Annotated in this window: 18 protein-coding genes; 9 read left to right on the forward strand and 9 right to left on the reverse strand. The window is 35.9% G+C overall.

From position 1 onward, the window contains the following. The first annotated feature begins 60 nt into the window (after positions 1–60). From BUB25_RS02910 to rluF, 4 genes are all read left to right on the forward strand, one after another. On the forward strand, positions 61–1,158 hold the full coding sequence (locus BUB25_RS02910) for a Nif3-like dinuclear metal center hexameric protein (RefSeq protein WP_072939558.1): 1,098 nt from the start codon (positions 61–63) through the stop codon (positions 1,156–1,158). Positions 1,159–1,161: 3 nt separating this feature from the next. Continuing rightward, positions 1,162–1,941, forward strand: a complete 780-nt coding sequence (locus tag BUB25_RS02915) for a zinc ribbon domain-containing protein (RefSeq protein WP_072939560.1) — start codon at positions 1,162–1,164, stop codon at positions 1,939–1,941. A 129-nt stretch (positions 1,942–2,070) separates the two neighbouring features. Next, on the forward strand, positions 2,071–2,919 hold the full coding sequence (locus tag BUB25_RS02920; RefSeq protein WP_072939562.1) for an alpha/beta fold hydrolase: 849 nt from the start codon (positions 2,071–2,073) through the stop codon (positions 2,917–2,919). Positions 2,920–3,097: 178 nt separating this feature from the next. Next, on the forward strand, positions 3,098–3,910 hold the full coding sequence (gene rluF / locus BUB25_RS02925; RefSeq protein WP_072939564.1) for a 23S rRNA pseudouridine(2604) synthase RluF: 813 nt from the start codon (positions 3,098–3,100) through the stop codon (positions 3,908–3,910). Positions 3,911–3,953: 43 nt separating this feature from the next. Here the strand turns inward: rluF and BUB25_RS02930 are convergent, their stop codons facing one another. From BUB25_RS02930 to argS, 5 genes are all read right to left on the reverse strand, one after another. Next, positions 3,954–4,880 carry a magnesium transporter CorA family protein gene (locus BUB25_RS02930; RefSeq protein WP_072939566.1) on the reverse strand — a complete coding sequence of 309 codons (927 nt, stop codon included), beginning with the start codon at positions 4,878–4,880 and terminating at the stop codon, positions 3,954–3,956. Between the two features lie 228 nt (positions 4,881–5,108). Then, a complete protein-coding gene (locus BUB25_RS02935) occupies positions 5,109–5,516 on the reverse strand; it encodes a DUF1801 domain-containing protein (protein ID WP_072939568.1) in 408 nt (135 codons plus the stop codon). A 44-nt stretch (positions 5,517–5,560) separates the two neighbouring features. After that, entirely contained in the window at positions 5,561–6,451 is an 891-nt protein-coding gene (locus BUB25_RS02940; RefSeq protein WP_072939570.1) for a bifunctional 5,10-methylenetetrahydrofolate dehydrogenase/5,10-methenyltetrahydrofolate cyclohydrolase, read from the reverse strand. Between the two features lie 121 nt (positions 6,452–6,572). Then, positions 6,573–7,922: a signal recognition particle protein gene (ffh, locus tag BUB25_RS02945; RefSeq protein WP_072939572.1), complete on the reverse strand. Its 1,350-nt coding sequence runs from the start codon at positions 7,920–7,922 to the stop codon at positions 6,573–6,575. Between the two features lie 150 nt (positions 7,923–8,072). Next, positions 8,073–9,851 carry an arginine--tRNA ligase gene (gene argS / locus BUB25_RS02950; RefSeq protein ID WP_072939575.1) on the reverse strand — a complete coding sequence of 593 codons (1,779 nt, stop codon included), beginning with the start codon at positions 9,849–9,851 and terminating at the stop codon, positions 8,073–8,075. A gap of 288 nt (positions 9,852–10,139) precedes the next feature. Between argS and BUB25_RS02955 the strand changes: the two genes are divergently transcribed. Further along, the gene (locus BUB25_RS02955) at positions 10,140–12,551 is read left to right on the forward strand and encodes a TonB-dependent receptor (protein WP_072939578.1); all 2,412 of its coding nucleotides are present in this window, start codon (positions 10,140–10,142) and stop codon (positions 12,549–12,551) included. 121 nt (positions 12,552–12,672) lie between these two features. On the opposite strand, the gene BUB25_RS02960 is transcribed toward BUB25_RS02955, so the two are convergent. Continuing rightward, positions 12,673–13,680: a 3-oxoacyl-ACP synthase III family protein gene (locus BUB25_RS02960; protein WP_072939581.1), complete on the reverse strand. Its 1,008-nt coding sequence runs from the start codon at positions 13,678–13,680 to the stop codon at positions 12,673–12,675. A 260-nt stretch (positions 13,681–13,940) separates the two neighbouring features. Here BUB25_RS02960 and BUB25_RS02965 point away from each other — a divergent pair, with 260 nt between their 5' ends. Then, positions 13,941–16,352 (forward strand): S9 family peptidase, encoded by a 2,412-nt coding sequence (locus tag BUB25_RS02965; protein WP_072939584.1) that lies wholly within the window; start codon positions 13,941–13,943, stop codon positions 16,350–16,352. Positions 16,353–16,411: 59 nt separating this feature from the next. Here BUB25_RS02965 and BUB25_RS02970 read toward each other — a convergent pair whose 3' ends face one another. From BUB25_RS02970 to BUB25_RS02980, 3 genes are all read right to left on the reverse strand, one after another. Further along, entirely contained in the window at positions 16,412–17,356 is a 945-nt protein-coding gene (locus BUB25_RS02970) for an ABC transporter ATP-binding protein (protein WP_072939587.1), read from the reverse strand. Positions 17,357–17,493: 137 nt separating this feature from the next. After that, positions 17,494–18,189, reverse strand: a complete 696-nt coding sequence (locus BUB25_RS02975; RefSeq protein ID WP_072939591.1) for a YiaD family glycine zipper/OmpA-like lipoprotein — start codon at positions 18,187–18,189, stop codon at positions 17,494–17,496. 21 nt (positions 18,190–18,210) lie between these two features. Next, positions 18,211–18,687 carry a lipocalin family protein gene (locus BUB25_RS02980; protein WP_072939821.1) on the reverse strand — a complete coding sequence of 159 codons (477 nt, stop codon included), beginning with the start codon at positions 18,685–18,687 and terminating at the stop codon, positions 18,211–18,213. A gap of 180 nt (positions 18,688–18,867) precedes the next feature. Here BUB25_RS02980 and htpG point away from each other — a divergent pair, with 180 nt between their 5' ends. The 3 genes from htpG to BUB25_RS02995 all read left to right on the forward strand — a co-directional run bounded on the left by htpG (position 18,868) and on the right by BUB25_RS02995 (position 21,912). Further along, positions 18,868–20,754 (forward strand): molecular chaperone HtpG, encoded by a 1,887-nt coding sequence (htpG, locus tag BUB25_RS02985; RefSeq protein ID WP_072939594.1) that lies wholly within the window; start codon positions 18,868–18,870, stop codon positions 20,752–20,754. 440 nt (positions 20,755–21,194) lie between these two features. Beyond that, the gene (locus BUB25_RS02990) at positions 21,195–21,428 is read left to right on the forward strand and encodes a hypothetical protein (RefSeq protein WP_244533802.1); all 234 of its coding nucleotides are present in this window, start codon (positions 21,195–21,197) and stop codon (positions 21,426–21,428) included. Positions 21,429–21,648: 220 nt separating this feature from the next. Next, positions 21,649–21,912, forward strand: a complete 264-nt coding sequence (locus BUB25_RS02995) for a GIY-YIG nuclease family protein (RefSeq protein ID WP_072939597.1) — start codon at positions 21,649–21,651, stop codon at positions 21,910–21,912. Positions 21,913–22,257: the final 345 nt, after the last annotated feature.

The following is a 22,257-nucleotide window of genomic DNA, read 5'->3' on the forward strand; positions in this document are numbered from 1 at the left end:
CAAATTACAAACTACGGAAAATGAAATCGAAGATTCACGAATACCAAAAAAAACTAAACGATGAGCAAAATAAAAGAAATTCTTTTCGTACTGGAAGAAATGGCACCACTGGCCTATGCCGAGGATTTTGACAATGTAGGTTTATTGGTGGGAGACCAAAATGCAGAGGCCACAGGAGTTTTAGTCTGTCATGATGCTTTAGAAAATGTAATTGATGAAGCGATAACCAAGAAATGCAATTTGGTGGTTTGTTTTCATCCTATTTTATTTTCTGGTTTAAAAAAAATAACAGGCAAAAATTATGTGGAACGCGCTATAATCAAGGCCATCAAAAATGACATTGCCATTTATGCCGTACATACCGCTTTAGACAATCATCAGGACGGAGTCAATAAAATATTTTGTGATGCCCTTGGACTGACCAAAACCAAAATTCTTATCCCAAAACAAAATTTCATCAGGAAACTGGTTACTTATACTATTGCCGAAAATGCTGAAAAAGTTCGAAATGCCTTATTTGACGCCGGAGCTGGAAACATAGGCAATTATGAAGATTGCAGTTTCAATTCTAAGGGCATCGGAACTTATATGGGCAATGAGCACAGCAATCCCCAATTAGGAGAACGCTTCGAATTTGTAGAAAGTGAAGAGATCAAAATCGAAGTGACTTTCGAAAAACATTTGGAACCCAAAATCCTAAAAGCCCTTTTCAGCCATCATGCCTATGAAGAAGTCGCTTATGAAATTTATGATTTGCAAAACCAGCACCAAAATATAGGCTTGGGAATGATTGGGGAATTTGAAACTCCATTGAGTGAAACTGATTTTCTGGCAGTCGTTAAAAACAAAATGCAGGCAGACGGGATTCGACATTCTGCTTTCATAGGAAAACCTATAAAAAAAGTGGCTGTTCTTGGCGGATCGGGAAGTTATGCCATAAAAAATGCGATTAGAGCGGGAGCCGATGCTTTTTTGACCGCTGATTTGAAGTATCATCAGTTTTATGAAGCCGAAAACCAAGTTCTTTTGGCCGATATTGGACATTTTGAAAGCGAACGCTATACAAAAAATTATATTGTTGATTATCTTCGGAAAAAAATCCTTAATTTTGCAATCATTTTATCTGAAGAAAATACAAATCCAGTTAAGTACTTATAGAATATGGCGAATACGAAAGAATTAAGTGTTGAGGACAAGTTAAGAGCAATTTACGATTTACAATTGATTGACTCTAGAATTGACGAAATTAGAAATGTAAGAGGTGAACTTCCTCTTGAAGTGGAAGATCTTGAAGATGAAGTTGCTGGTCTAAGCACCCGTTCTGAAAAATTGAAAAGTGAACTTGAAGTTATCGAGGATCTTATCAAAGCAAAAAAGAATGCAATTGATGAGCACAAAGAGGCTATCAAAAAATACACAAAACAACAGGAAACGGTTCGTAATAACCGCGAATTCAACTCTTTGACCAAAGAAGTTGAGTTCCAAGAGCTTGAAATTCAATTAGCTGAAAAGCAAATGAAAGAAATGAAAGCTTCTATTGAACATAAGAAAGAGGTTATTGCTCAATCTAAAGAGAGATTAGAAGTAAAATCAAATCACTTAAAACATAAAAAATTAGAATTGGACGCTATCATGTCTGAAACTGCCAAAGAAGAAGAATTCCTAACAGAGAAATCTGCTGAATTCCAAGGTCAGATTGAAGAAAGATTATTAGCTGCTTACACTAGAATCAGATCAAGTGTTCGTAATGGCTTAGCTGTTGTATCTATCGAAAGAGGTGCTTCTGCAGGATCATTCTTTACGATTCCACCTCAAACACAGGTTGAGATTGCTTCGAGAAAGAAAATCATTATTGACGAGCATTCAGGAAGAATATTAGTTGACAGCGTACTTGCCGATGAAGAAAGAGAAAAAATGGAAAATTTATTTTCTAAATTTTAATTATATTTAAGTCCCGATACATATCGGGACTTTTTTTTTATGACATGAGCATGACCGTAATTTCTTCGCAAGCACCAATAATCGAACGCATATTACACATGACCGATAAAAATCAATAAATATCTACATGTGAAAAAATCAATCTATTTCTTTTTCACCAAGTCTATCGGATTGTACATTAACCTCCTGAGTTTTGTATCTCCGGGCAAGGCAACCCAACTCGCCTATTCCCTTTTTAGCAAACCTAGAAAAGGAAAACTATCCAAAATCAATCTGCCAAAAGTATTAGAGGCAGCCGAAAAAGAAACCTTTCAACACAAGGAACATTCGTTTCAATCCTACACTTGGAAAGGAAATGAAAAAACCATTTTATTAGTTCATGGCTGGGAGAGCAATGCCTCTCGTTGGGAAAATATCCTGCCTTATCTTCAAAAATCCGGCAGCACCATTATTGCCATAGACGGTCCTGCTCATGGTTTGTCAAGCGGCACTGAATTCAATATTCCGCAGTATGCAGAATTTATAGACATTGTAGTGCAAAAGTTCAAACCACAATCCCTAATCGGGCATTCTCTGGGTGGAAAAACTTGTTTGTACTACCAATCCGTTTATCAAAACAACAGTCTCGAAAAAATGGTCGTTCTAGGGTCTCCAAGTGATTTTAAAATCATCCTCAACAACTACATCTCCTTATTGAGCCTGAACACTACAATCTCCAAAGGCCTGGAAAGACATTATTTGAAACATTTCCAACTTCAACTGGACTATTTCTCCGGACAACTATTTGCCTCCAAAATAAAAATCAAAGGATTTATTGCCCACGATATGGATGACGAGGTTGTATTATTCGAAGAAGGAAAAAAAATCGCCCGTACTTGGGAAGGCGCAATTTTTATAGAAACCAAAGGCCTGGGACACAGCATGCATGATGACGAATTGTACCAAAAAGTATCCCGCTTTTTATTTGAAGCCGAATAAACGGGCTTCTATGCCAGCATTGTTTCCTGTTTTCCGCTATATCCACTCGTTATCACGAGCGGGATGCCGCTTCAACCAGGGCTAAAAGAAAACAGTTTTACTTTTTGCTAACAAGTCCAAAACCACTTTTCCACTTAGCCATAGCAAAGAGACAATCAAAATTGCTTACTTTTGCAGTATGGAAGAAAATCTAAAACGCCTCAACAAATTCATAGGAGAAACAGGCTATTGTTCCCGCCGTGAAGCCGATAAACTAATCGAAGAAGGACGCGTAACCATTAACGGAATTGTTCCGGAAATGGGCACCAAAGTAACTCCTGATGACGAAGTACGTATTGACGGTAAATTAATTCGAGAAAAAACAGAAAAACCGGTTTATCTTGCTTTCAATAAACCTGTAGGAATTGAATGTACCACCAATCTTGAAGTTCGCAACAATATTGTAGATTACATCAATTACCCCAAACGTATTTTCCCTATTGGTCGTTTAGATAAAGCCAGTGAGGGATTGATTTTCATGACTAATGACGGCGATATTGTCAACAAAATATTACGCGCCAGAAACAATCACGAAAAAGAATATACCGTTACAGTAAACAGACCCATTACCGATCGTTTTATAGAACGAATGGGAAATGGAGTTCCTATTCTGGACACCGTGACTAAAAAATGTAAAGTAGAGCAAATCAGCAAATACATTTTCAAAATCATATTGACACAAGGACTAAATCGTCAGATTCGTAGAATGACAGAATATTTAGGTTATGAGGTAACAGCGTTAAAACGCATCCGAATCATCAATATTTCTCTGGACATTCCCGTAGGTCGGTACCGTGATTTGACTGATGCCGAAATCAAAGAATTAAACGAATTGATTGAACCATCAATCAAAACCGAGGAAGCCAGTTTACCCAAACCGGAAGCCACTAAAAGAAGAACCGAATTCATCAAAAAAAACGATCCCAGATTTAAGAAAAGAGGAGATTACTAAATAAAAAAGCGTTTCAAAAACTTGAAACGCTTTTTTATTTTATTTAAAACCATCTTTTCCTTTTGAATAAAAACACCCCAAAAGCAGACAACAAAACAGAGACTGCAACTATTATCCCTATTCCATACGGATTATTCTGTAAGTCATTAGGAACATTCATTCCATACAAACTGGCAATCAAAGTAGGAATCATCAAAATGATTGAAATGGACGTCATCTGTTTCATAATATTATTCATATTATTTGAAATTACAGAAGCATAAGCATCCATCGTTCCCGTTAAAATATCACTGTAAATATTTGTCGTTTCTTGCGCCTGACGCAATTCAATCTCTACATCTTCCAATAAATCAAAGTCAAAATAGACTCTTTGCGACTTAATATTCTTAATTCTATGCAATAGAATATCGTTCCCTTTCAAAGAAGTAATAAAGAACACCAAGCACTTCTCTATTTGAAGCAAAGCTTGCAACTCTTCATTTTTGATTGATTTCTCCAAATTATCCTCAGCCAGCTTAATCTTTTGATTGACTTGCTTTAAATATTTCAAATACCAAACACTGGAAGACAACAGTAGTCGCAATACCAAATCGAAATTATCCTTAATATCGATTCTCTTTCTTTGTGTATACGTCACAAAGTCCGTCAGCATTTCGGTTTTATGAAAACTCAGACTCACACAAACTTCGTCTTTAAAAACAATTCCCACCGGAATCGTATGAAAAGGAAGTTTTACGTCATTGCTTTTCACAGGAATGCGCATAATGATTAAGCTCCAGCCGTTTTCTATCTCAATACGGGGTCTTTCGTCAATATCTTCAATGTCGTTATAAAATGCTTCTGGAATTTGAAGCTCTTCGAGTAAATATTTTTTTTCGGCTTCTGTTGGACATTCTATATTTATCCAGCAATTAGGAAACCATTCTTGCACTGCAATTAATCCGTTATTGTTTTTGTAAAAAGCTTTCATTTCAAAAATTCCATAGGTTTTAGGTATAGCATTCTGAAATTACTTCGATTGCTATAACAAGTTCAACATTTCCGAATAATAATCGTCCATTTTAAGATTCTCTTTTTTTTAGTGCTGCAAAAGTATTCTTTATTTCTGATTTCTTGTCTTTTTGGCTTTATTTTTAGAAATACTAAACCATAATTGACCCCAACCTTAGATACAAACCCATGCTGAATTGCCACAAATTTACTGTATCCTTCTTCGTCTTAGCTTTACAATTTGCTCATCTATTACAATAGCTTCATTGATTTTTTGCTTCAAAAAAGAAACGTCAATCTCTTTTACAGAAGTGAATATTTGCCTTGAATTAAATTGCTCTTTTTCAAAAGTCACATCCAAAAAAGAGGCTGTTTTACAAAAACCTATCGCAACACCTCGACTAACATTTCCCATAGAACCCGAAGCAGGCCAGATATAACAAATTCGGGAATGTCGGTAATAAAAAGGCACATTATAAGCTAACTTTTCCTTGCAGTCCGGCATACACTCCAGAATGATTTTGCGCAGAAAAAGAACGATATCCAACTCTTCTTTAGGCAAATTCTTCAAAAAATTATCAACAGCTTCAAACTGTATTCCTTGTGGATTTTCCATAAATAAAAAAAGCCCATTCAGTTGAACAGGCTTTGTCTTTTTAATTATTCTTTTATTTTCAAGATTTTCATTTCTCTTGCCAAAAGTGTGTTTTTCATCAACATGGCAATAGTCATAGGTCCTACTCCTCCAGGAACTGGGGTAATAAAACTTGCTTTCTTACTCACATTGTCAAAATCTACATCTCCAGTTATCACATAACCTTTTTCGTTAGAATCATCAGCAACTCTAGTAATACCCACGTCAATTACAACAACGCCATCCTTAACCATTTCAGCTTTCAAATAATTAGGAACACCAAGAGCCGTAATAATAATATCAGCCTGGGTTGTTATTTGAGCAATGTTTTTAGTGTAACTATGTGTTAATGTAACCGTTGAGTTTCCAGGAAAACCTTTTCTTCCCATCAAGATACTCATTGGTCTTCCCACGATATGACTACGCCCAATAACAACGGTATGCTTTCCTTTGGTCTCTACATTGTATCTTTCTAATAATTCCAAAATCCCAAAAGGTGTTGCAGGAATAAAAGTACTCATATCTAAAGCCATTTTTCCAAAGTTCTCCGGATGAAATCCATCTACGTCTTTACTAGGATCAACAGCCATCAATACTTTTTGCTCATCGATTTGTTCCGGAAGAGGCAATTGAACGATGAATCCATCAATATTATCATCTTCATTCAATTCTTTTATTTTTTTCAACAATTCCGTTTCAGACGTGGTACTTGGCATTTTTACCAAAGTAGATTCAAAACCTACTCTTTCGCAAGCCTTTACCTTACTTCCTACATAAGTTAAACTGGCGCCATCATTACCTACAATGATTGCTGCTAAATGAGGTACTTTCTCCCCATTGTTTTTCATCTTTTGTACTTCGGCTGCGATTTCCCTTTTAATGTCTTCCGCTGTTTTTTTTCCGTCTAGTAGTTGCATTTTATATTTAGTTTCAAGTTTTAGAAATCTCAGACCCAAAATCTTAAGTCTTGCAGTAGTTATATAAAAGAATAAGATTTAAAAACCCAAAATTTCTGGTCTTTAAATCTTATACTATTTTTTAATGCATTCCGCCTGGCATCCCTTTCATTCCGCCCATCATTTTCATCAGGTTTTTTCCTCCTGGACCCTGCATCATTTTCATCATCTTGCTCATTTGCTCAAACTGTTTCATCAATTGGTTGACTTGTTCAATTTTTGTACCGGAGCCTTTAGCTATTCTTGCTTTTCTTTTGACGTCTATAATTGCTGGCTTAGATCGCTCTATAGGAGTCATGGAGTGAATGATTGCCTCAATATGTTTGAAAGCATCATCTTCTATTTCCACATTTTTCATTGCTTTGGAAGCACCTGGGATCATTCCAACCAAATCCTTCATATTACCCATTTTCTTCACTTGTTGAATTTGGGAAAGGAAATCGTCAAAACCGAATTCGTTTTTAGCAATTTTCTTTTGAATTTTTCTGGCCTCGTCTTCATCAAACTGCTCTTGCGCTCTTTCCACCAAAGACACAACATCTCCCATTCCAAGGATACGCTCTGCCATACGAACGGGATAGAACACATCGATCGCTTCCATTTTCTCCCCTGTTCCGACAAATTTAATTGGTTTGTTTACCACCGATTTTATCGAAAGTGCCGCTCCTCCGCGGGTATCTCCATCTAATTTAGTCAGGATTACACCGTCAAAATTCAAAATATCGTTGAATGCTTTTGCCGTATTCACAGCATCTTGACCTGTCATGGCATCCACAACAAACAAAGTTTCCTGTGGCTGAATCGCTTTATGAACACGGGAAATCTCATCCATCATTTCCTGATCCACAGCCAAGCGACCCGCTGTATCGACAATAACCACATTAAAGCCATTGGCTTTGGCATGTTTAATCGCGTTTTGAGCAATTTCAACTGGGTTTTTATTCTCCGGTTCTGAGTAAACCTCAACACCAATTGAATCTCCCACAACATATAATTGCTGGATTGCCGCCGGACGATAGATATCACAAGCAACCAAAAGCGGTTTTTTGTTCTTTTTTGTCAAAAGATAATTTGCTAATTTTCCGGAGAAAGTTGTTTTCCCTGAACCTTGCAAACCTGACATCAAAATAACTGTTGGCGCACCAGAAAGATTAATTCCTGCTACATCTCCACCCATCAATTCCGTAAGTTCGTCTTTGACTAACTTTACCAATAATTGTCCCGGCTGAAGTGTCGTTAATACGTCTTGTCCAATTGCTTTTTCTTTGACTCTTGCGGTAAAATCTTTGGCAATTTTAAAATTCACATCGGCATCCAGTAAAGCTCTTCGTACCTCTTTTAAAGTATCAGCTACGTTTACTTCGGTGATTTTTCCGTGACCTTTTAATATATGGAAGGCTTTATCTAGTTTATCGCTTAAATTATCGAACATGGCTTATTTTTTTATTGAGATGCAAAGATAAACTAATTAGATAATTAGGCAATTAGATAATTAGATAATTGACACCTCTTTTATAGATTTTTAAAACCAAAAAAACGACTCCATCAGGAAGTCGTTTTTAAGACTTTAAACTTGATTATTTTACATGCGTTCAGGAACATCAATTCCTAACAAGCTAAAAGAAGCTGCTATGGTATCGGCTACTTTTTTAGAAAGCTGCACTCTGAATATTTTCTTATCCAAATCCTCTTCTCCAAGAATAGGAACAGCCTGATAGAATGAATTGTACTCACGAACCAAATCATAAGTATAGTTTGCCAACAAAGCGGGACTATGATTATGAGCCGCATTTTGAATCACTTCCGGAAACAATTCAAGTTGTTTTACCAATTCTTTCTCTTTTTCATGAAGTGCTGTCATTCCAGACTTAACCGAAAAATCAAAATTAGCTTTGCGAATGATCGATTGAATTCTGGCATAAGTATATTGTATGAACGGCCCGGTATTTCCGGCAAAATCAACAGATTCTTCAGGATTAAACAAGATACGTTTTTTAGGATCTACTTTCAAAATATAATATTTCAAGGCACCAAGACCTATCGTATTGTACAGCTTCGCTTTTTCCTCTGCAGAATAACTTTCTAATTTCCCTAAATCTTCGGCTATATTTTGAGCTGTATCCGCCATTTCTTTCATTAAATCATCGGCATCAACAACCGTTCCTTCACGGCTTTTCATTTTTCCGGAAGGTAAATCCACCATTCCGTATGATAAATGAAATAAATTTTCAGACCATTCGAAACCTAATTTTTTCAAAATCAAAAACAAGACTTTGAAGTGATAATCCTGTTCGTTACCCACCGTATAAACCATTCCGCCTACATCTGGCATATCTTTTACACGCTGAATTGCAGTTCCTATATCTTGCGTCATATAAACTGCAGTTCCATCAGAACGCAGTACAATTTTACGATCTAAACCTTCATCAGTTAAATCAATCCAAACCGAACCGTCAGGATCTTTTTCGAAAACTCCTTTTTCAAGCCCAATTTGAACAACATCTTTTCCTAATAAATAGGTATTACTTTCATAATAATAGCAATCAAAATCAACTCCTAAATTTTTATAGGTAATAGCAAAACCATCATAAACCCATTGGTTCATCATTTTCCAAAGAGCCTTTACTTGCTCATCGCCAGCCTCCCATTTCAAAAGCATTTCCTGAGCTTCTAAAATAATTGGCGCTTGTTTTTTGGCTTCTTCTTCGGTTTTTCCTTGACTTATTAATTGGTTAATTTCTTCTTTATAGGCTTTATCAAAAGCCACATAATAATTACCAACTAACTTATCGCCTTTTTGACCAGTCGATTCCGGAGTTTCTCCTTTTCCAAATTTCTGCCAAGCCAACATTGATTTACAAATATGAATTCCTCTATCGTTGATGATTTGAGTTTTGTATACTTTTTTACCCGAAGCCTTAATAATTTCAGCTACAGAATATCCCAATAGATTATTACGAACGTGACCTAAATGAAGTGGTTTATTGGTATTTGGAGAAGAATATTCTACCATTACTGCCTTGTCGTCAGGATTTGGCGTTACGAAACCAAATTTAGCTTCATCTTTGATTTCATTAAAGAAATTCAAATAATAAGCATCTGAAATAACAATATTCAAGAAACCGGAAACAACGTTAAAACGACTAACCTCATCCAGATTTTCGACTAAATAATTCCCGATTTTATTTCCTAATTCTACTGGATTGCTTTTGACCAATTTCAATAAAGGAAAAATAACCATCGTGATATCACCTTCAAATTCTTTCCGTGTCGCCTGAAATTCAACTTTGTCAATTGCAATGTCAAATAAAGCTTGGACAGCTTTTTCAATAGAGGGTGTAAGAATTTGTGATAATGTCATTTTATGTATTTTTTAAGACGGCAAAGATAGGCATAATGCAGCAAATTGAAAATTAGAAAACAAGATAATTTCCTACTCATAATAAACACTTTAACGAAGCCACAATTAGATTTCTTCATTTTTTATAAAAATTTTGTAACATTTTTTTCGTTTGGAAGTCTACTATAACAACTTTAGGAATTGCAAATAATCAAAACGACACTGTGCAAAAAAAAGTACCATGTATTACATAATATTAGATTTAATATCCTAACTTTGCATCATCAATCATCTTTTAAATCAAAAATCATGAAACTTAAATCAATCTTAATCTGCTTTTTCGGAACCTTGTTTTCGATGCAGGCACAAACCTCAGTCAAACCAAGCTTACCGGAAAATTCAGGAAGCGTTAGCGGTAAAGTAATCGACAAAAAAAGTAACGAAGCACTTTCGTATGTAAACATTGTCCTAAAAGAAGAAAACAAAGTAATTACCGGTGGAATCACTTCTGATAAAGGAACTTTTTCATTAAAAAACTTAGCCTTAAAAAAATACACCTTAGAAGTACAGTTTATAGGTTACAAAACGGTTTCAAAAATCATCTCTCTAACATCAGAAGAAAAAAACATTAACCTCAACACGATTTCGCTGGAAGAAGATGCCATTCAATTAAAGGGCTTGGAAATAGTAGCAGAACGCTCTACTATTGAGCAAAAAATTGACAGAAAAGTAATCAACGTAGGAAAAGATTTGACTACTGCCGGCGCAACCGCGTCCGAAATCATGAATAATATTCCGTCTGTAAATGTAGATCAGGACGGAAAAATATCTTTGCGTGGCAATGAAAACGTACGCGTTCTGGTTGATGGGCGTCCGAGTAACATTGATGCAGCCCAATTGTTGAAACAAATCCCATCCGCTTCGATTAAAAAAATTGAATTAATCACCAACCCGAGCGCTAAATACAATCCAGAAGGAATGTCCGGAATCATCAACATCGTTTTGCATAAAAATGCTAACGACGGATTTAATGCCAGTGTCAATACTGGTTTAACTTTTGCAAAAACGCCAAAAATCAGCAACTCAATCAACATGAACTACAGAACCGGTAAGGTGAACTTTTTTTCAACTTACGGAAATAATTTTGGTAAAAAATTCAACGAAGGACACATTGCAAGGTTAGACGACAACTCCAATCAATTGTTTGACATTGTCAATGACAACAAATCGCATTTATTCAAAATTGGTATGGATTACTATATCAATGACAAAAATACCCTTTCTGTCTATACCAATCAAAACAAGCTTGTTGGAGATGGCATCGTGGATGTAAGTATCCTTTATCCTAATTCATCTCAAAATTTACTGCAAAATTCCAAATACTTTACAAACAATACGGACGGAACCTATAATTTAGCTTTCAAACATTTAACCAAAAAAGAGGGTGAAACTCTGGACTTAGAAATAAACAACAGCATCTATTCTCAAGGCCAGAATGCTTACTTTCAAACTATTTTTAACAATCCAAGTATTCCTACCAGCTCTTATATGGACAATCTTGGACAAAAAAGAAAAAATTACACCGTCAATTTAGACTATGTAAATCCGCTGAACAAAAACTCAAAACTGGAATTGGGTGCCGAATCCAGAATTGTAAGAACCGAAAACAATTACATTACCAGCAACAGTTCTTTATCAAATTCTAATTACACCTATGATTTAGACATTTATTCGGCCTATGCTACTTTTGGACAAAAATTCAAAAAAATAGGATATCAATTGGGTTCCCGTTTTGAAAGCTACAGGGTAAACGCGAAGTTAAACGGCGCCACGGCTTACAAAGATGATTACATCACCATGTATCCTTCGGCTTCGATAACCTATTCTCCTACCGATAAAAATCAATTTCAAATCAGTTACAGCCGTCGCGTGGACCGACCTAGTTTAGAGCAAACCATGCCTATTAGAAAATTTAGCACGCCTAGAGTTACCTCAATTGGAAATCCGGAATTACAGCCACAATTTACTAATTCTGTCGAATTAAATTACACCAAAACCATTGCCAAAGGTACTTTCTCTACAGGTGTTTTTGTGAGAAGCATCCACAGCGAAATCAACCAAATTCTCTATCCTGATCCGCAAAATCAGGATAAACAAATCATGAGTTTTGGCAATTTCAGCTCTAACACAGCCTATGGCTTTGAAGGTTCTTTGAATTACAGAATCAACAACTGGTGGGATATCCAACCAGCAATAGATTTCTCAAATATCAGACAAAAAGGATTGGTTTCTGTCCTTAACCCATCAACTAATTCCTTTGACTTTGTTTCCAAAGAAGTCAATGCAGCTGCTTTCAATGCCCGTTTCAATAGTAATTTTAAGGCAACTAAAAGTCTTCGTTTCCTTTTATTCGGATTCTACAGATCCGGTGTAGACGGTGTACAATTCAACGGTAAGGAAATGTATAAAATTGATGCCGGCGGACGTTATTCATTCCTAAAAGACAAAGCCACATTGAGCGTTCGTGTCAATGATATTTTCGACACCATGAAAGCCGGTTTTGACGGTTTGAATCCTTATCCGCAAGTAGGTCAATTTACATGGGAAAGCCAATCGGTTTTTGTAGGTTTCAACTATATGTTTGGGGCAGGCAAAAACAGAAGTTTACAACGCAAACAAAGAGACAACAACACCAAACAAGACGGCGGCGGATTGTTTTAGACGAAAAATACAATTCCTTTTAGACCCATTTTAATAGTTTCTAAGAAAAGAAAAGCCCGGAGTTTGCCAACTCCGGGTTTTTTGATTTAAACCATAATTAAACTAACCTTAAAAGGCTTTATTACCATTTAATAATAGCACTTCCCCAAGTAAAACCACTGCCAAAAGCCGCTAAAACTACCGTATCTCCAGTCTTTATTTTTCCTTGCTCCCATGCTTCTGTCAATGCAATAGGAATAGAGGCCGCCGTGGTATTTCCGTATTTTTGAATATTATTGAAGACCTGATCGTCTGTCAATTTGAATTTATTCTGAATAAATTGAGAAATTCTCAAATTGGCCTGATGTGGTATCAACATATCGATATCCGAAACTTGCAAATTATTAGCCAGCAAACCTTCATTTATTACTTCACTGAAACGAACTACGGCATTCTTGAAAACAAATTGCCCGTTCATATACGGGAAATAACTTTCGTCATCAGGATCATTATCTGCAAGGATATCAGTAATCCATCTTCCGCCCATTCCGGGGGCTTTTACCACTAATTCCTCGGCATGCTGTCCTTCTGAATGCAAATGAGTAGAAAGAATTCCCTTAGTTAAATCTTCTTCTCTGCTCAAAACAGCGGCTCCTGCCCCATCACCAAAGATGACCGAAACGCCTCTTCCGCGCGTAGTCATATCCAAACCTGTTGATTGCACCTCTGACCCAATCACCAAAATGTTTTTGTACATTCCTGTCTTGATATACTGATCTGCAACAGACAAAGCATAAACAAAACCGGAACATTGATTTCTGACATCCAATGCACCTACTGTTCTCAATCCTAAATCTCTTTGTACCAAAACTCCAGGGCCAGGAAAATAATAATCCGGACTTAAGGTAGCAAAAACTACAAAGTCAATATCCTCTTTAGCCACACCAGAACGTTCAATTGCAATTTTAGCAGCCTTAACACCCATCGAAGTCGTCGTATCTTCTCCTCTTATAATGTGCCTTCTTTCTTGGATTCCCGTTCTTTCCTGAATCCACTCATCATTAGTGTCTATAATTTTTGACAAATCGTCATTGGTTACTATGTTATCAGGAACATAATATCCCAATCCTGTTATTTTAGAATGGTACATATTATCATTTTTTAATTAAAATAAGACTACAAGTTTAATTATACTTTAAATTTTCAGCTCACAAATTACTATTTTTTTAATAACTATCCATTTATATCTATTCCTGAGATCAACTTTCTTTCAAAATCGTATTATTTATGTTAGCCTCAAAGAAGTTTATCGCTCATTCAGCAAAGGAATCTCCATTTGAAATGTAACAAGCTTGGACTTCAATAGACAAATAGCTAAATTTACCCTCATATAACCCAAAAAAATCAACTATGAAATTAAAAGCAAGCTTTATTTTATTTCTATGCCTTGGTCTATCTGCGTTTGCGCAAGAAAACCTAACATACCAAAAACCATCCAAATCCATCTTAGATTTGGCCGATTTCGAAAGAGCGCCTTCGGTATCTATGGATACCAAAAAAGAATACATGCTATTGTCCTACAGAAACACCTATAAAACTTTAGACGATCTGAACCAAGAAGAAATGCGTTTAGGAGGTTTAAGAATTAATCCCGTTACCAATATTTCCAGTACGGTTACTTATATCAATAATTTAAAAATCAGAAAAATAACCGCCAAAAACGAAACTCAGGTTTCTGGTTTACCTGAAAATCCACGCATCAGCAATTTATCTTGGTCACCTAATGAAAAGAAAATTGCTTTTTCGCACACCACAGCTACAGGAGTAGAATTATGGGTTATTGATGTTGCTACCGCAAAAGCTACAAAATTGACAGCTGCAAATGTAAATGCGAATCTTGGAAATCCATTCAGCTGGTTCAAGGACAATGAAACTATTTTAGTTAAAATGTTGCCGAAAAACAGAGCTGCCTTATTGGATGCCAAAAAAGATTTGCCTTTAGGGCCAATTGTTTCCAATGCCGACGGTTCAAAATCGCAAAACAGAACCTATCAGGATCTTTTGAAAAACAAAAATGACGAAGCTAATTTTGAAAACATCATTACTTCCGAATTGTACAAAGTAAATACCAACGGGGAAACCACTTTATTCAAAAGCGCTGATATGTACGCCGGAGAAGATTTCTCTCCTGATGGAAACTACCTGATGATATCTACAATTGAAAAACCGTTTTCATACATTGTTCCTTTAAACCGTTTTCCGTCAAAAACAGTAGTTTATGACAAAGAGGGGAAAATGATAAAAACAGTCAATGAAGTTCCATTATTCGAAATTATGCCAAAAGGTTTTATGGCGACACGAACTGGAAAAAGAAGCATGAACTGGAGAAGTGATAAACCGGCTACTTTGTATTTTGTAGAAGCTTTAGACAAAGGAAATCCAGAAAACAAGGTTGATTTTAGAGACGAAGTTTCTGAATGGAATGCTCCTTTTGACGCTGCTCCTACTTCAATCGTAAAGACAAAACAACGTTATGCGGGCATAACTTGGGGAAATGAAACAACTGCTGTTGTTGTTGACCAATGGTATGATACCCGAAATACCAAAACTTATTTAATCAACCCATCGGATGCTAATCAAGCGCCAAAAGTAATTTCGGACCGAAATTCTCAAGACATTTATTCTGATCCTGGAAATTTTGAAACGATCAAAAACCAATACGGAAAACGCGTATTAGCCATTGAAAACAATAATTTATTTTTAATAGGAGATGGTTTTACTAAAAATGGTCAATTTCCATTCATCGATGAATTTAATTTAAAAACATTAAAAACCAAAAGACTTTATACCTCAACTTACAAAGACAAGAAAGAGGATTTATTGTCTATTGAAGATTTCAAAAAAGGAACCGTATTAGTTCAAATACAGTCTAAAAATGATTATCCGAATTATTATTTCAGAAACATCAAACAAAACAATAAACTAACACCAATCACCAACTTCCAAAACCCATTTGAAAGCATCAAAAATGTGAGTAAAGAGGTGATTAAATACAAAAGAAAAGACGGAGTAGAATTATCCGGAACCTTGTATTTACCTGCTGGTTATGACAAAGTGAAAAAAGAAAAATTGCCTTTATTGATTTGGGCTTATCCAGCCGAATACAAAGACAAAAATTCAGCAGGACAAAGCAGCCAAAACCCAAATGAATTTACCTTTCCTTATTATGGTTCATTCGTGTATTGGGTAACCAAAGGTTATGTGGTTTTAGACGATGCTGCCTTCCCAATTATTGGTGAAGGAACTACAGAACCAAACGACAATTTCATTTCGCAGCTAGTAGACAATGCTGAAGCGGCTATTAATGCAGTTGACGCTTTGGGTTATATCAACAAGAAAAAAGTGGCCATTGGAGGACATTCTTACGGAGCCTTTATGACAGCCAACTTGTTGACACATTCTAATCTTTTTGCCTGTGGAATTGCCCGTAGTGGAGCATACAACAGAACGCTTACTCCTTTTGGATTCCAGTCAGAACAGCGTAATTATTGGGAAGCACCACAAGTTTACAATGCCATGTCTCCATTTATGAATGCGGATAAAATGAAAACACCTCTATTGCTGGTTCACGGTGAAGCCGACAACAATCCTGGAACTTTTACCCTTCAAACAGAGCGTTACTTTCAAGCATTAAAAGGACTTGGAGCGCCAGCGAGAATGGTAATCTTACCTAAAGAATCACACGGATATGTGGCAAAAGAGAACATCTTACACCTACTTTGGGAGCAAGATCAATTTTTAGAAAAATACTTGAAAAATTAAGTTCTTCATTCTATAAAAAAGCAAAACCCGAAATGGAATCCATTTCGGGTTTTGCTTTTTTAGGATATCATCAAGGTTACTTCCTGGTTTAGTTCCAAAGGTTTGTCGTGTTCAAAGAAAATCACCTTTCGATCAAAAACCGCTTTGATCAAATAATGGCTTCCTTTAAAATAAGATTGTTTTGCAACCGCCTTCATTAAGCCATTGTCTACCACCTTAAGCTGATGCGGATAGAGCAAAACCATTTCGTCCTCTCCATCAACAGGAACCAGCTGTGACAGACGCAACTCATTGACTTCTCCAAAAAGGGAAGCCACATATTTATTTATGGGATTATTGTACAAACTATGAGAATCTGCCTTATCAACTATAAATCCGTTTTGCAATACAATGGTTTCATCGGCAAAAGAAAGCGCATCTGTACTGTCATGGGTAGCAACTATACAGGTAATTCCTCTGGATTTCAAATAGGCAAACAAGTTTCTCCTAAGTGCATTTTTTCTAAAATTATCAATATGACTAAAAGGCTCGTCTAATAATAGTATTTCCGGTTCTAAAGCCAAAACTCTTGCCAAAGCCACTCTTTGTTGCTGACCACCACTTAAATATTTTGCTTTTACATTTGCAAATTCAGTCATTTCAACAATTTCCAGCAATTCCTCAATTCGATCATTTTTCTGTTCCGGAAACGCATTCGAAAGATACTTGCCTACATTTTCCGCCACAGTAATATAAGGCATCAAATCAAAGTCTTGCGACAAATATTTGATAAATGGCATTCCGGGAACCAAATTGAATTTTGGCCCCAACACTTCGGTTTCATTCCAAAAAATCTGTCCTTCATCCAGATCATACAAGCCGTAAATCAGTTTTAAAAGCGTGCTCTTTCCGCATCCGCTTTCGCCAATTACCGCTATATTCTGCCCTTTTTCTATTGTAAAATTAATAGTATGAACTACCTTTTTATCGGTATAACCAAAAGAAATATTTTGAACTTGAAGCATGTTGTACTAATGAAATTTTGAGTCTGCAAAGATAGATTTCTTTGGCAAAGATAAATTGACGAAATCTGATTTTGTGATAAAAAAAATCGCCTCAATTTTAAAATGAGGCGATTTCTTATAACTAAAAAAAGTTTGTTTTAGTTTCCGGCTTCTTTTTCAGCATCTTGACGCATTTTGTCATTTGCAGTAATAGCAAACTCAACACGACGATTTTGACTTCTACCTTCAACGGTTTCATTTGATGCAATTGGATCGGCAATTCCCATTCCAGTTACGTGAAATCTAGCCGAAGAAATCCCTTTGCTCACTAAATAACTTCTCACTGAAGCTGCTCTTTCACCTGAAAGTTTCAAATTATAATCAGCAGGTCCTGTACTATCTGTATAACCAAATATCGTAATATCAGTATCGGCATATTCTTGAAAAACAGGAACTAACTTATTCAAATTGGCTTTTGCTGAAGCAGTCAAAGTAGATTTGTTAGTATCGAAACGCACTGCGTTCTCGTTTAAAACCAATTGAATTCCTTCACCCACACGTTTCACTTCGGCACCTGGAAGCGCTTCGTCAATTTGTCTGGCTTGTTTGTCCATTTTGTTACCAATAACTCCACCGGCAACACCACCAACAACGCCTCCAAGAACAGCACCCATGGCTCCTTTTCCGCCTTTCCCAAGATTATTACCTAGAATAGCGCCTATTACAGCCCCACTCGCAGCTCCTATTCCGGCTCCTCTTTGCGTGTTATTCGTGTTTTTCAACGCTTCACAACTGGTAAACATTGATCCAATAACCATTACTAATGCTATTGTAACTACTGAAATCTTTTTCATATCTCTATCTTTTTATCTTAATTAATTTGCTCTTTGAAACTGGTACACCACATCGGTTGCTTTTCCGCCCACATTGATTTTATCGATCAACTGAAAAGAACTCTCGGTTTGATTAGCGATGTGTAACACATAACCGTCTCTTACTTTTCTAGCTTTTTCACCAGCATCCAAAATCTTCAAAATAAATTCTCCATTAGCATTGATAAACCAAGTTATTGGTGAGCTAAAGGCTGGACAATCATATTTTGTCAAAGCCATATTTCCTTTGTTATTGTTAGAAACAAATTTCCAGGTACTTCCTTCGAAACATTTGGAATCAGCCAATTGAAAGCTATTTACTTTTATGTACTCTGACCCAGGATAAGTCACTGAGCTAATTACCCAGTTCCCTTTTAAAGCAACTTGTGAATTTCTGTCTAATTTCTTCTCAGTAATTGAAGACGTTTTGCACGAAAATAACATTAAGGTTATTGCCGCTAAAAAAATTATTTTTTTCATTGTCATATAGTTTTATAGTTAAACTAGTACAAAGATACAATCCTACAGGCTGAAATTGTTTTAAAATTTATTTTTTTTGTTTCAAAATTAGCAGTTACGACAATTTGTCACTTGCCCGTTAATTGGTATTCTATTTGAAAGTATTCGAAGAGATTGTAAAACCCTATAAAAAATTTAAATATGACAACTGGAAAAATTAATGTTTCGGTAGAAAACATCTTCCCATTAATCAAAAAGTTCCTATACAGTGATCACGAGATTTTTTTACGTGAATTAATTTCGAATGGGACTGATGCAACATTAAAACTAAAACATCTTACGAATATTGGCGAAGCCAAAGTAGAATATGGCAACCCAATTCTTGAAGTAAAAATTGATAAAGAAGGCAAAAAACTACACATTATCGATCAGGGAATCGGTATGACAGCTGATGAAGTAGAAAAATACATCAACCAATTGGCTTTTTCTGGTGCCGAAGAATTTTTGGAAAAATACAAAGACACGGCTAAAGATTCCGGAATCATAGGACATTTTGGTCTTGGTTTCTACTCTGCTTTTATGGTGGCTTCCAAAGTGGAAATCATCACCAAATCCTACAAAGACGAACCAGCTGCCCATTGGACTTGCGACGGAAGTCCTGAGTTTACCTTGGAACCAGCAGATAAAACCTCTCGTGGTACTGAAATTATTTTGCACATTGCCGAAGATTCTTTAGAATTCTTAGAAGATTCTAAAATCAGCGGTTTATTGAATAAATACAATAAATTCATGCCTATTCCAATTAAATTTGGAACCAAAAAGGAAACACTTCCAAAACCGGAAGACGCTCCCGAAGATTACGTTAATGAAACGGTTGAAACAGACAATATCATCAACAACCCAAATCCGGCTTGGACTAAACAACCAACCGAATTATCGGATGAAGACTACAAAACTTTCTACCATGAATTGTATCCAATGCAATTTGAAGAACCTTTATTCCACATTCATTTAAATGTAGATTATCCGTTCAACCTTACCGGAATTTTATATTTCCCAAAACTGGGTGCTGACTTGCAAATCCAAAAAGACAAAATCCAATTGTACCAAAATCAGGTATATGTAACGGATAATGTAGAAGGAATTGTTCCTGAATTCTTAACAATGCTAAAAGGAGTGATTGATTCACCGGATATTCCTTTGAATGTTTCTCGTTCTGGCTTGCAAGCCGATGCGGCGGTTAAGAAAATCTCGAACTACATTACCCGTAAAGTGGCTGACAAATTGAAATCATTATTCAATGAAAACCGTGAAGATTTTGAAGCCAAATGGAACGATATTAAAATTGTTTTAGAGTACGGAATGTTATCCGAAGACAAATTCTATGAAAAAGCAGGCGCTTTTGTTTTGTACCCAACTGTAGAAAACAAATATTATACGCTTGAGGAATTAAAAGAAAACTTAAAGGAAAAACAAACCGACAAAGACGGAAAACTGGTTGTTTTATATGCCGGAAACAAAGAAACCCAGCATTCTTATATCGAAATTGCACAGGAAAAAGGATACGAAGTATTGCTTCTTGATTCTCCGATTATCTCGCATTTAATCCAAAAACTGGAGTCAGACAATAAGGATTTGGTTTTCGTTCGTGTCGATTCAGACCACATCGACAACTTGATCAAAAAAGAAGAAACAGCAATTTCAAAATTGTCAGATGAAGAAAAAGAAAGCCTGAAAACTGTTTTAGAAACCATCGTTCCAAAACAAACTTATAGTGTGCAAATGGAAGCCATGGACAGCCAGGCAGCCCCTTTCATCATCACCCAACCGGAATTCATGCGAAGAATGAAAGAAATGAGCCAATCAGGTGGTGGCGGAATGTTCGGGATGGGCAACATGCCAGAAATGTACAATTTAGTGGTAAACACTAATTCTCCATTGGCAACCACCATTCTAAACACAGCCGATAAGGCTGACCAAGAGCACTTGGTAAAACAAGCTTTAGACTTGGCTAAACTGTCACAAAACCTATTAAAAGGAGAAGCTTTGACTGCTTTTGTAAAAAGAAGTTTTGAAATGATTAAATAGTATATTCGGTTATTTGATTATTCGTTTAACCGTTTAAAAATAAGACCTGCTAGTGAAAACTTGTGGGTCTTTTTTTTTTTGGAGCAAATCGATTGATTTTCATAAGAACTCCCCTCCCGCTATTCGTTGCAATCTTTTACTTTTAAAAGAAAAAGTAAAAGGATTTCCACTGCTATCGGGGCTAATAATTTCGTTTCCTCTCGAGATATATTTTGTAGGAATATTTCAATATATTTGAAAAACTAAAAATAAAACTCAGTTGGGCTTATCCAGATTTTAATATGAGTAAAAACTGAGTATATCAATGATTTATAGCTAATTACAAATAAATAAGACCAAAATAGTATCCAAAATAATTTAAAAAATATATGAAAACTTGTCCGAACTGCGAATCAGAAATTGAAGATAATTGGGATTTATGCTGAAATTGTAATTATAGCATGACTGAGAACAAAGTCATTGAAAACAAAGAAACGATAAAAGGAAGCAGAGAAATCGAATGTTTAAGATGTAATATTCCTTTAGTATTTGCAGGGGATTACAAATTTCACGAAGGCGCAAGAATCGGTTTTTTTGGAAATTTATTTGAGGCTTTTGTTAACCGAGAAAAATTCGATTTATACGTTTGTCCAAAATGTGAGAAAGTAGAATTTTACATGCCACAGAAAGTATAAGGACATTTATATAGAAAAACCCGAAAGCATGGATTTGCAATCCATGTCCACAAAAAAAGCAACTTTGTAGAGTTACTAAATGAGATTGCTCCGTTCCTCGCAATGACAAACTTGGTGGCTTAAGTCATTGCGAGCGATAGCGAAGCAATCTCACTATAAGGAGCAAATCTAGTATGTAAAATGCAACTACATTACTAGCCTCTCCATAAAACTAAAAAAGATGAAACCAGGATTTGTCTATATCATTACTAATAAATATCAAACAGTAGTGTATGTGGGTGTCACATCAAATCTTCCGCAAAGAATTATAGAACATAAAAACAAGAAATATCCAAAATCATTTTCAGCCAGATACGATGTAAACCTATTAGTTTACTATGAGCAATTTAAATGGATTGGAGATGCTATAGCCCGTGAAAAACAAATAAAAGCGGGTTCAAGAGCTGCCAAAAATAAATTGATTCAATCTATCAATCCAACATAGAAAGATTTATTTGACGAAATTAGAGATATAATGACTGAATAATACCTATTTTTCAATTTAAAACCATGGTCAAAACAATGCGCAAATTTGTCGAATTACTCAATGAGATTACTTCGTTCCTCGCAATGACAATCATGCGGATATAAAAAACACCTCTCCACAAAGTGTAGCTGCTGCGCAAACGTCGCTGACTTTGGAAGCGGGTTCCTAAGAGTCTTTATTATAGAATATTTTGTGGCAAAAATCAGTATAATTATCCTTTTAATTCGTATTTTCGGTTAGTCAAAAAAGCTGTTTTAGCAACTTGAAAGTAGCTAAAGAGAACAAAACTGTGACATCGCTCAC

It is taken from the genome of Flavobacterium granuli, from assembly GCF_900129705.1.
In the GTDB taxonomy this organism is placed as follows: domain Bacteria; phylum Bacteroidota; class Bacteroidia; order Flavobacteriales; family Flavobacteriaceae; genus Flavobacterium; species Flavobacterium granuli.

Excerpts from the sequence above, each read along its gene's own strand:
- BUB25_RS02990 (WP_244533802.1), top strand. The coding sequence starts at position 21,195 with ATGACTGAGAACAAAGTCATTGAAAACAAAGAAACGATAAAAGGAAGC.
- BUB25_RS02935 (WP_072939568.1), bottom strand. The coding sequence starts at position 5,516 with ATGGAAAATCCACAAGGAATACAGTTTGAAGCTGTTGATAATTTTTTG.
- BUB25_RS02930 (WP_072939566.1), bottom strand. The coding sequence starts at position 4,880 with ATGAAAGCTTTTTACAAAAACAATAACGGATTAATTGCAGTGCAAGAA.
- BUB25_RS02960 (WP_072939581.1), bottom strand. The coding sequence starts at position 13,680 with ATGTACCATTCTAAAATAACAGGATTGGGATATTATGTTCCTGATAAC.
- BUB25_RS02910 (WP_072939558.1), top strand. The coding sequence starts at position 61 with ATGAGCAAAATAAAAGAAATTCTTTTCGTACTGGAAGAAATGGCACCA.
- argS (WP_072939575.1), bottom strand. The coding sequence starts at position 9,851 with ATGACATTATCACAAATTCTTACACCCTCTATTGAAAAAGCTGTCCAA.
- BUB25_RS02975 (WP_072939591.1), bottom strand. The coding sequence starts at position 18,189 with ATGAAAAAGATTTCAGTAGTTACAATAGCATTAGTAATGGTTATTGGA.
- BUB25_RS02940 (WP_072939570.1), bottom strand. The coding sequence starts at position 6,451 with ATGCAACTACTAGACGGAAAAAAAACAGCGGAAGACATTAAAAGGGAA.
- BUB25_RS02965 (WP_072939584.1), top strand. The coding sequence starts at position 13,941 with ATGAAATTAAAAGCAAGCTTTATTTTATTTCTATGCCTTGGTCTATCT.
- ffh (WP_072939572.1), bottom strand. The coding sequence starts at position 7,922 with ATGTTCGATAATTTAAGCGATAAACTAGATAAAGCCTTCCATATATTA.
- BUB25_RS02915 (WP_072939560.1), top strand. The coding sequence starts at position 1,162 with ATGGCGAATACGAAAGAATTAAGTGTTGAGGACAAGTTAAGAGCAATT.
- rluF (WP_072939564.1), top strand. The coding sequence starts at position 3,098 with ATGGAAGAAAATCTAAAACGCCTCAACAAATTCATAGGAGAAACAGGC.
- htpG (WP_072939594.1), top strand. The coding sequence starts at position 18,868 with ATGACAACTGGAAAAATTAATGTTTCGGTAGAAAACATCTTCCCATTA.
- BUB25_RS02980 (WP_072939821.1), bottom strand. The coding sequence starts at position 18,687 with ATGAAAAAAATAATTTTTTTAGCGGCAATAACCTTAATGTTATTTTCG.
- BUB25_RS02995 (WP_072939597.1), top strand. The coding sequence starts at position 21,649 with ATGAAACCAGGATTTGTCTATATCATTACTAATAAATATCAAACAGTA.
- BUB25_RS02970 (WP_072939587.1), bottom strand. The coding sequence starts at position 17,356 with ATGCTTCAAGTTCAAAATATTTCTTTTGGTTATACCGATAAAAAGGTA.
- BUB25_RS02955 (WP_072939578.1), top strand. The coding sequence starts at position 10,140 with ATGAAACTTAAATCAATCTTAATCTGCTTTTTCGGAACCTTGTTTTCG.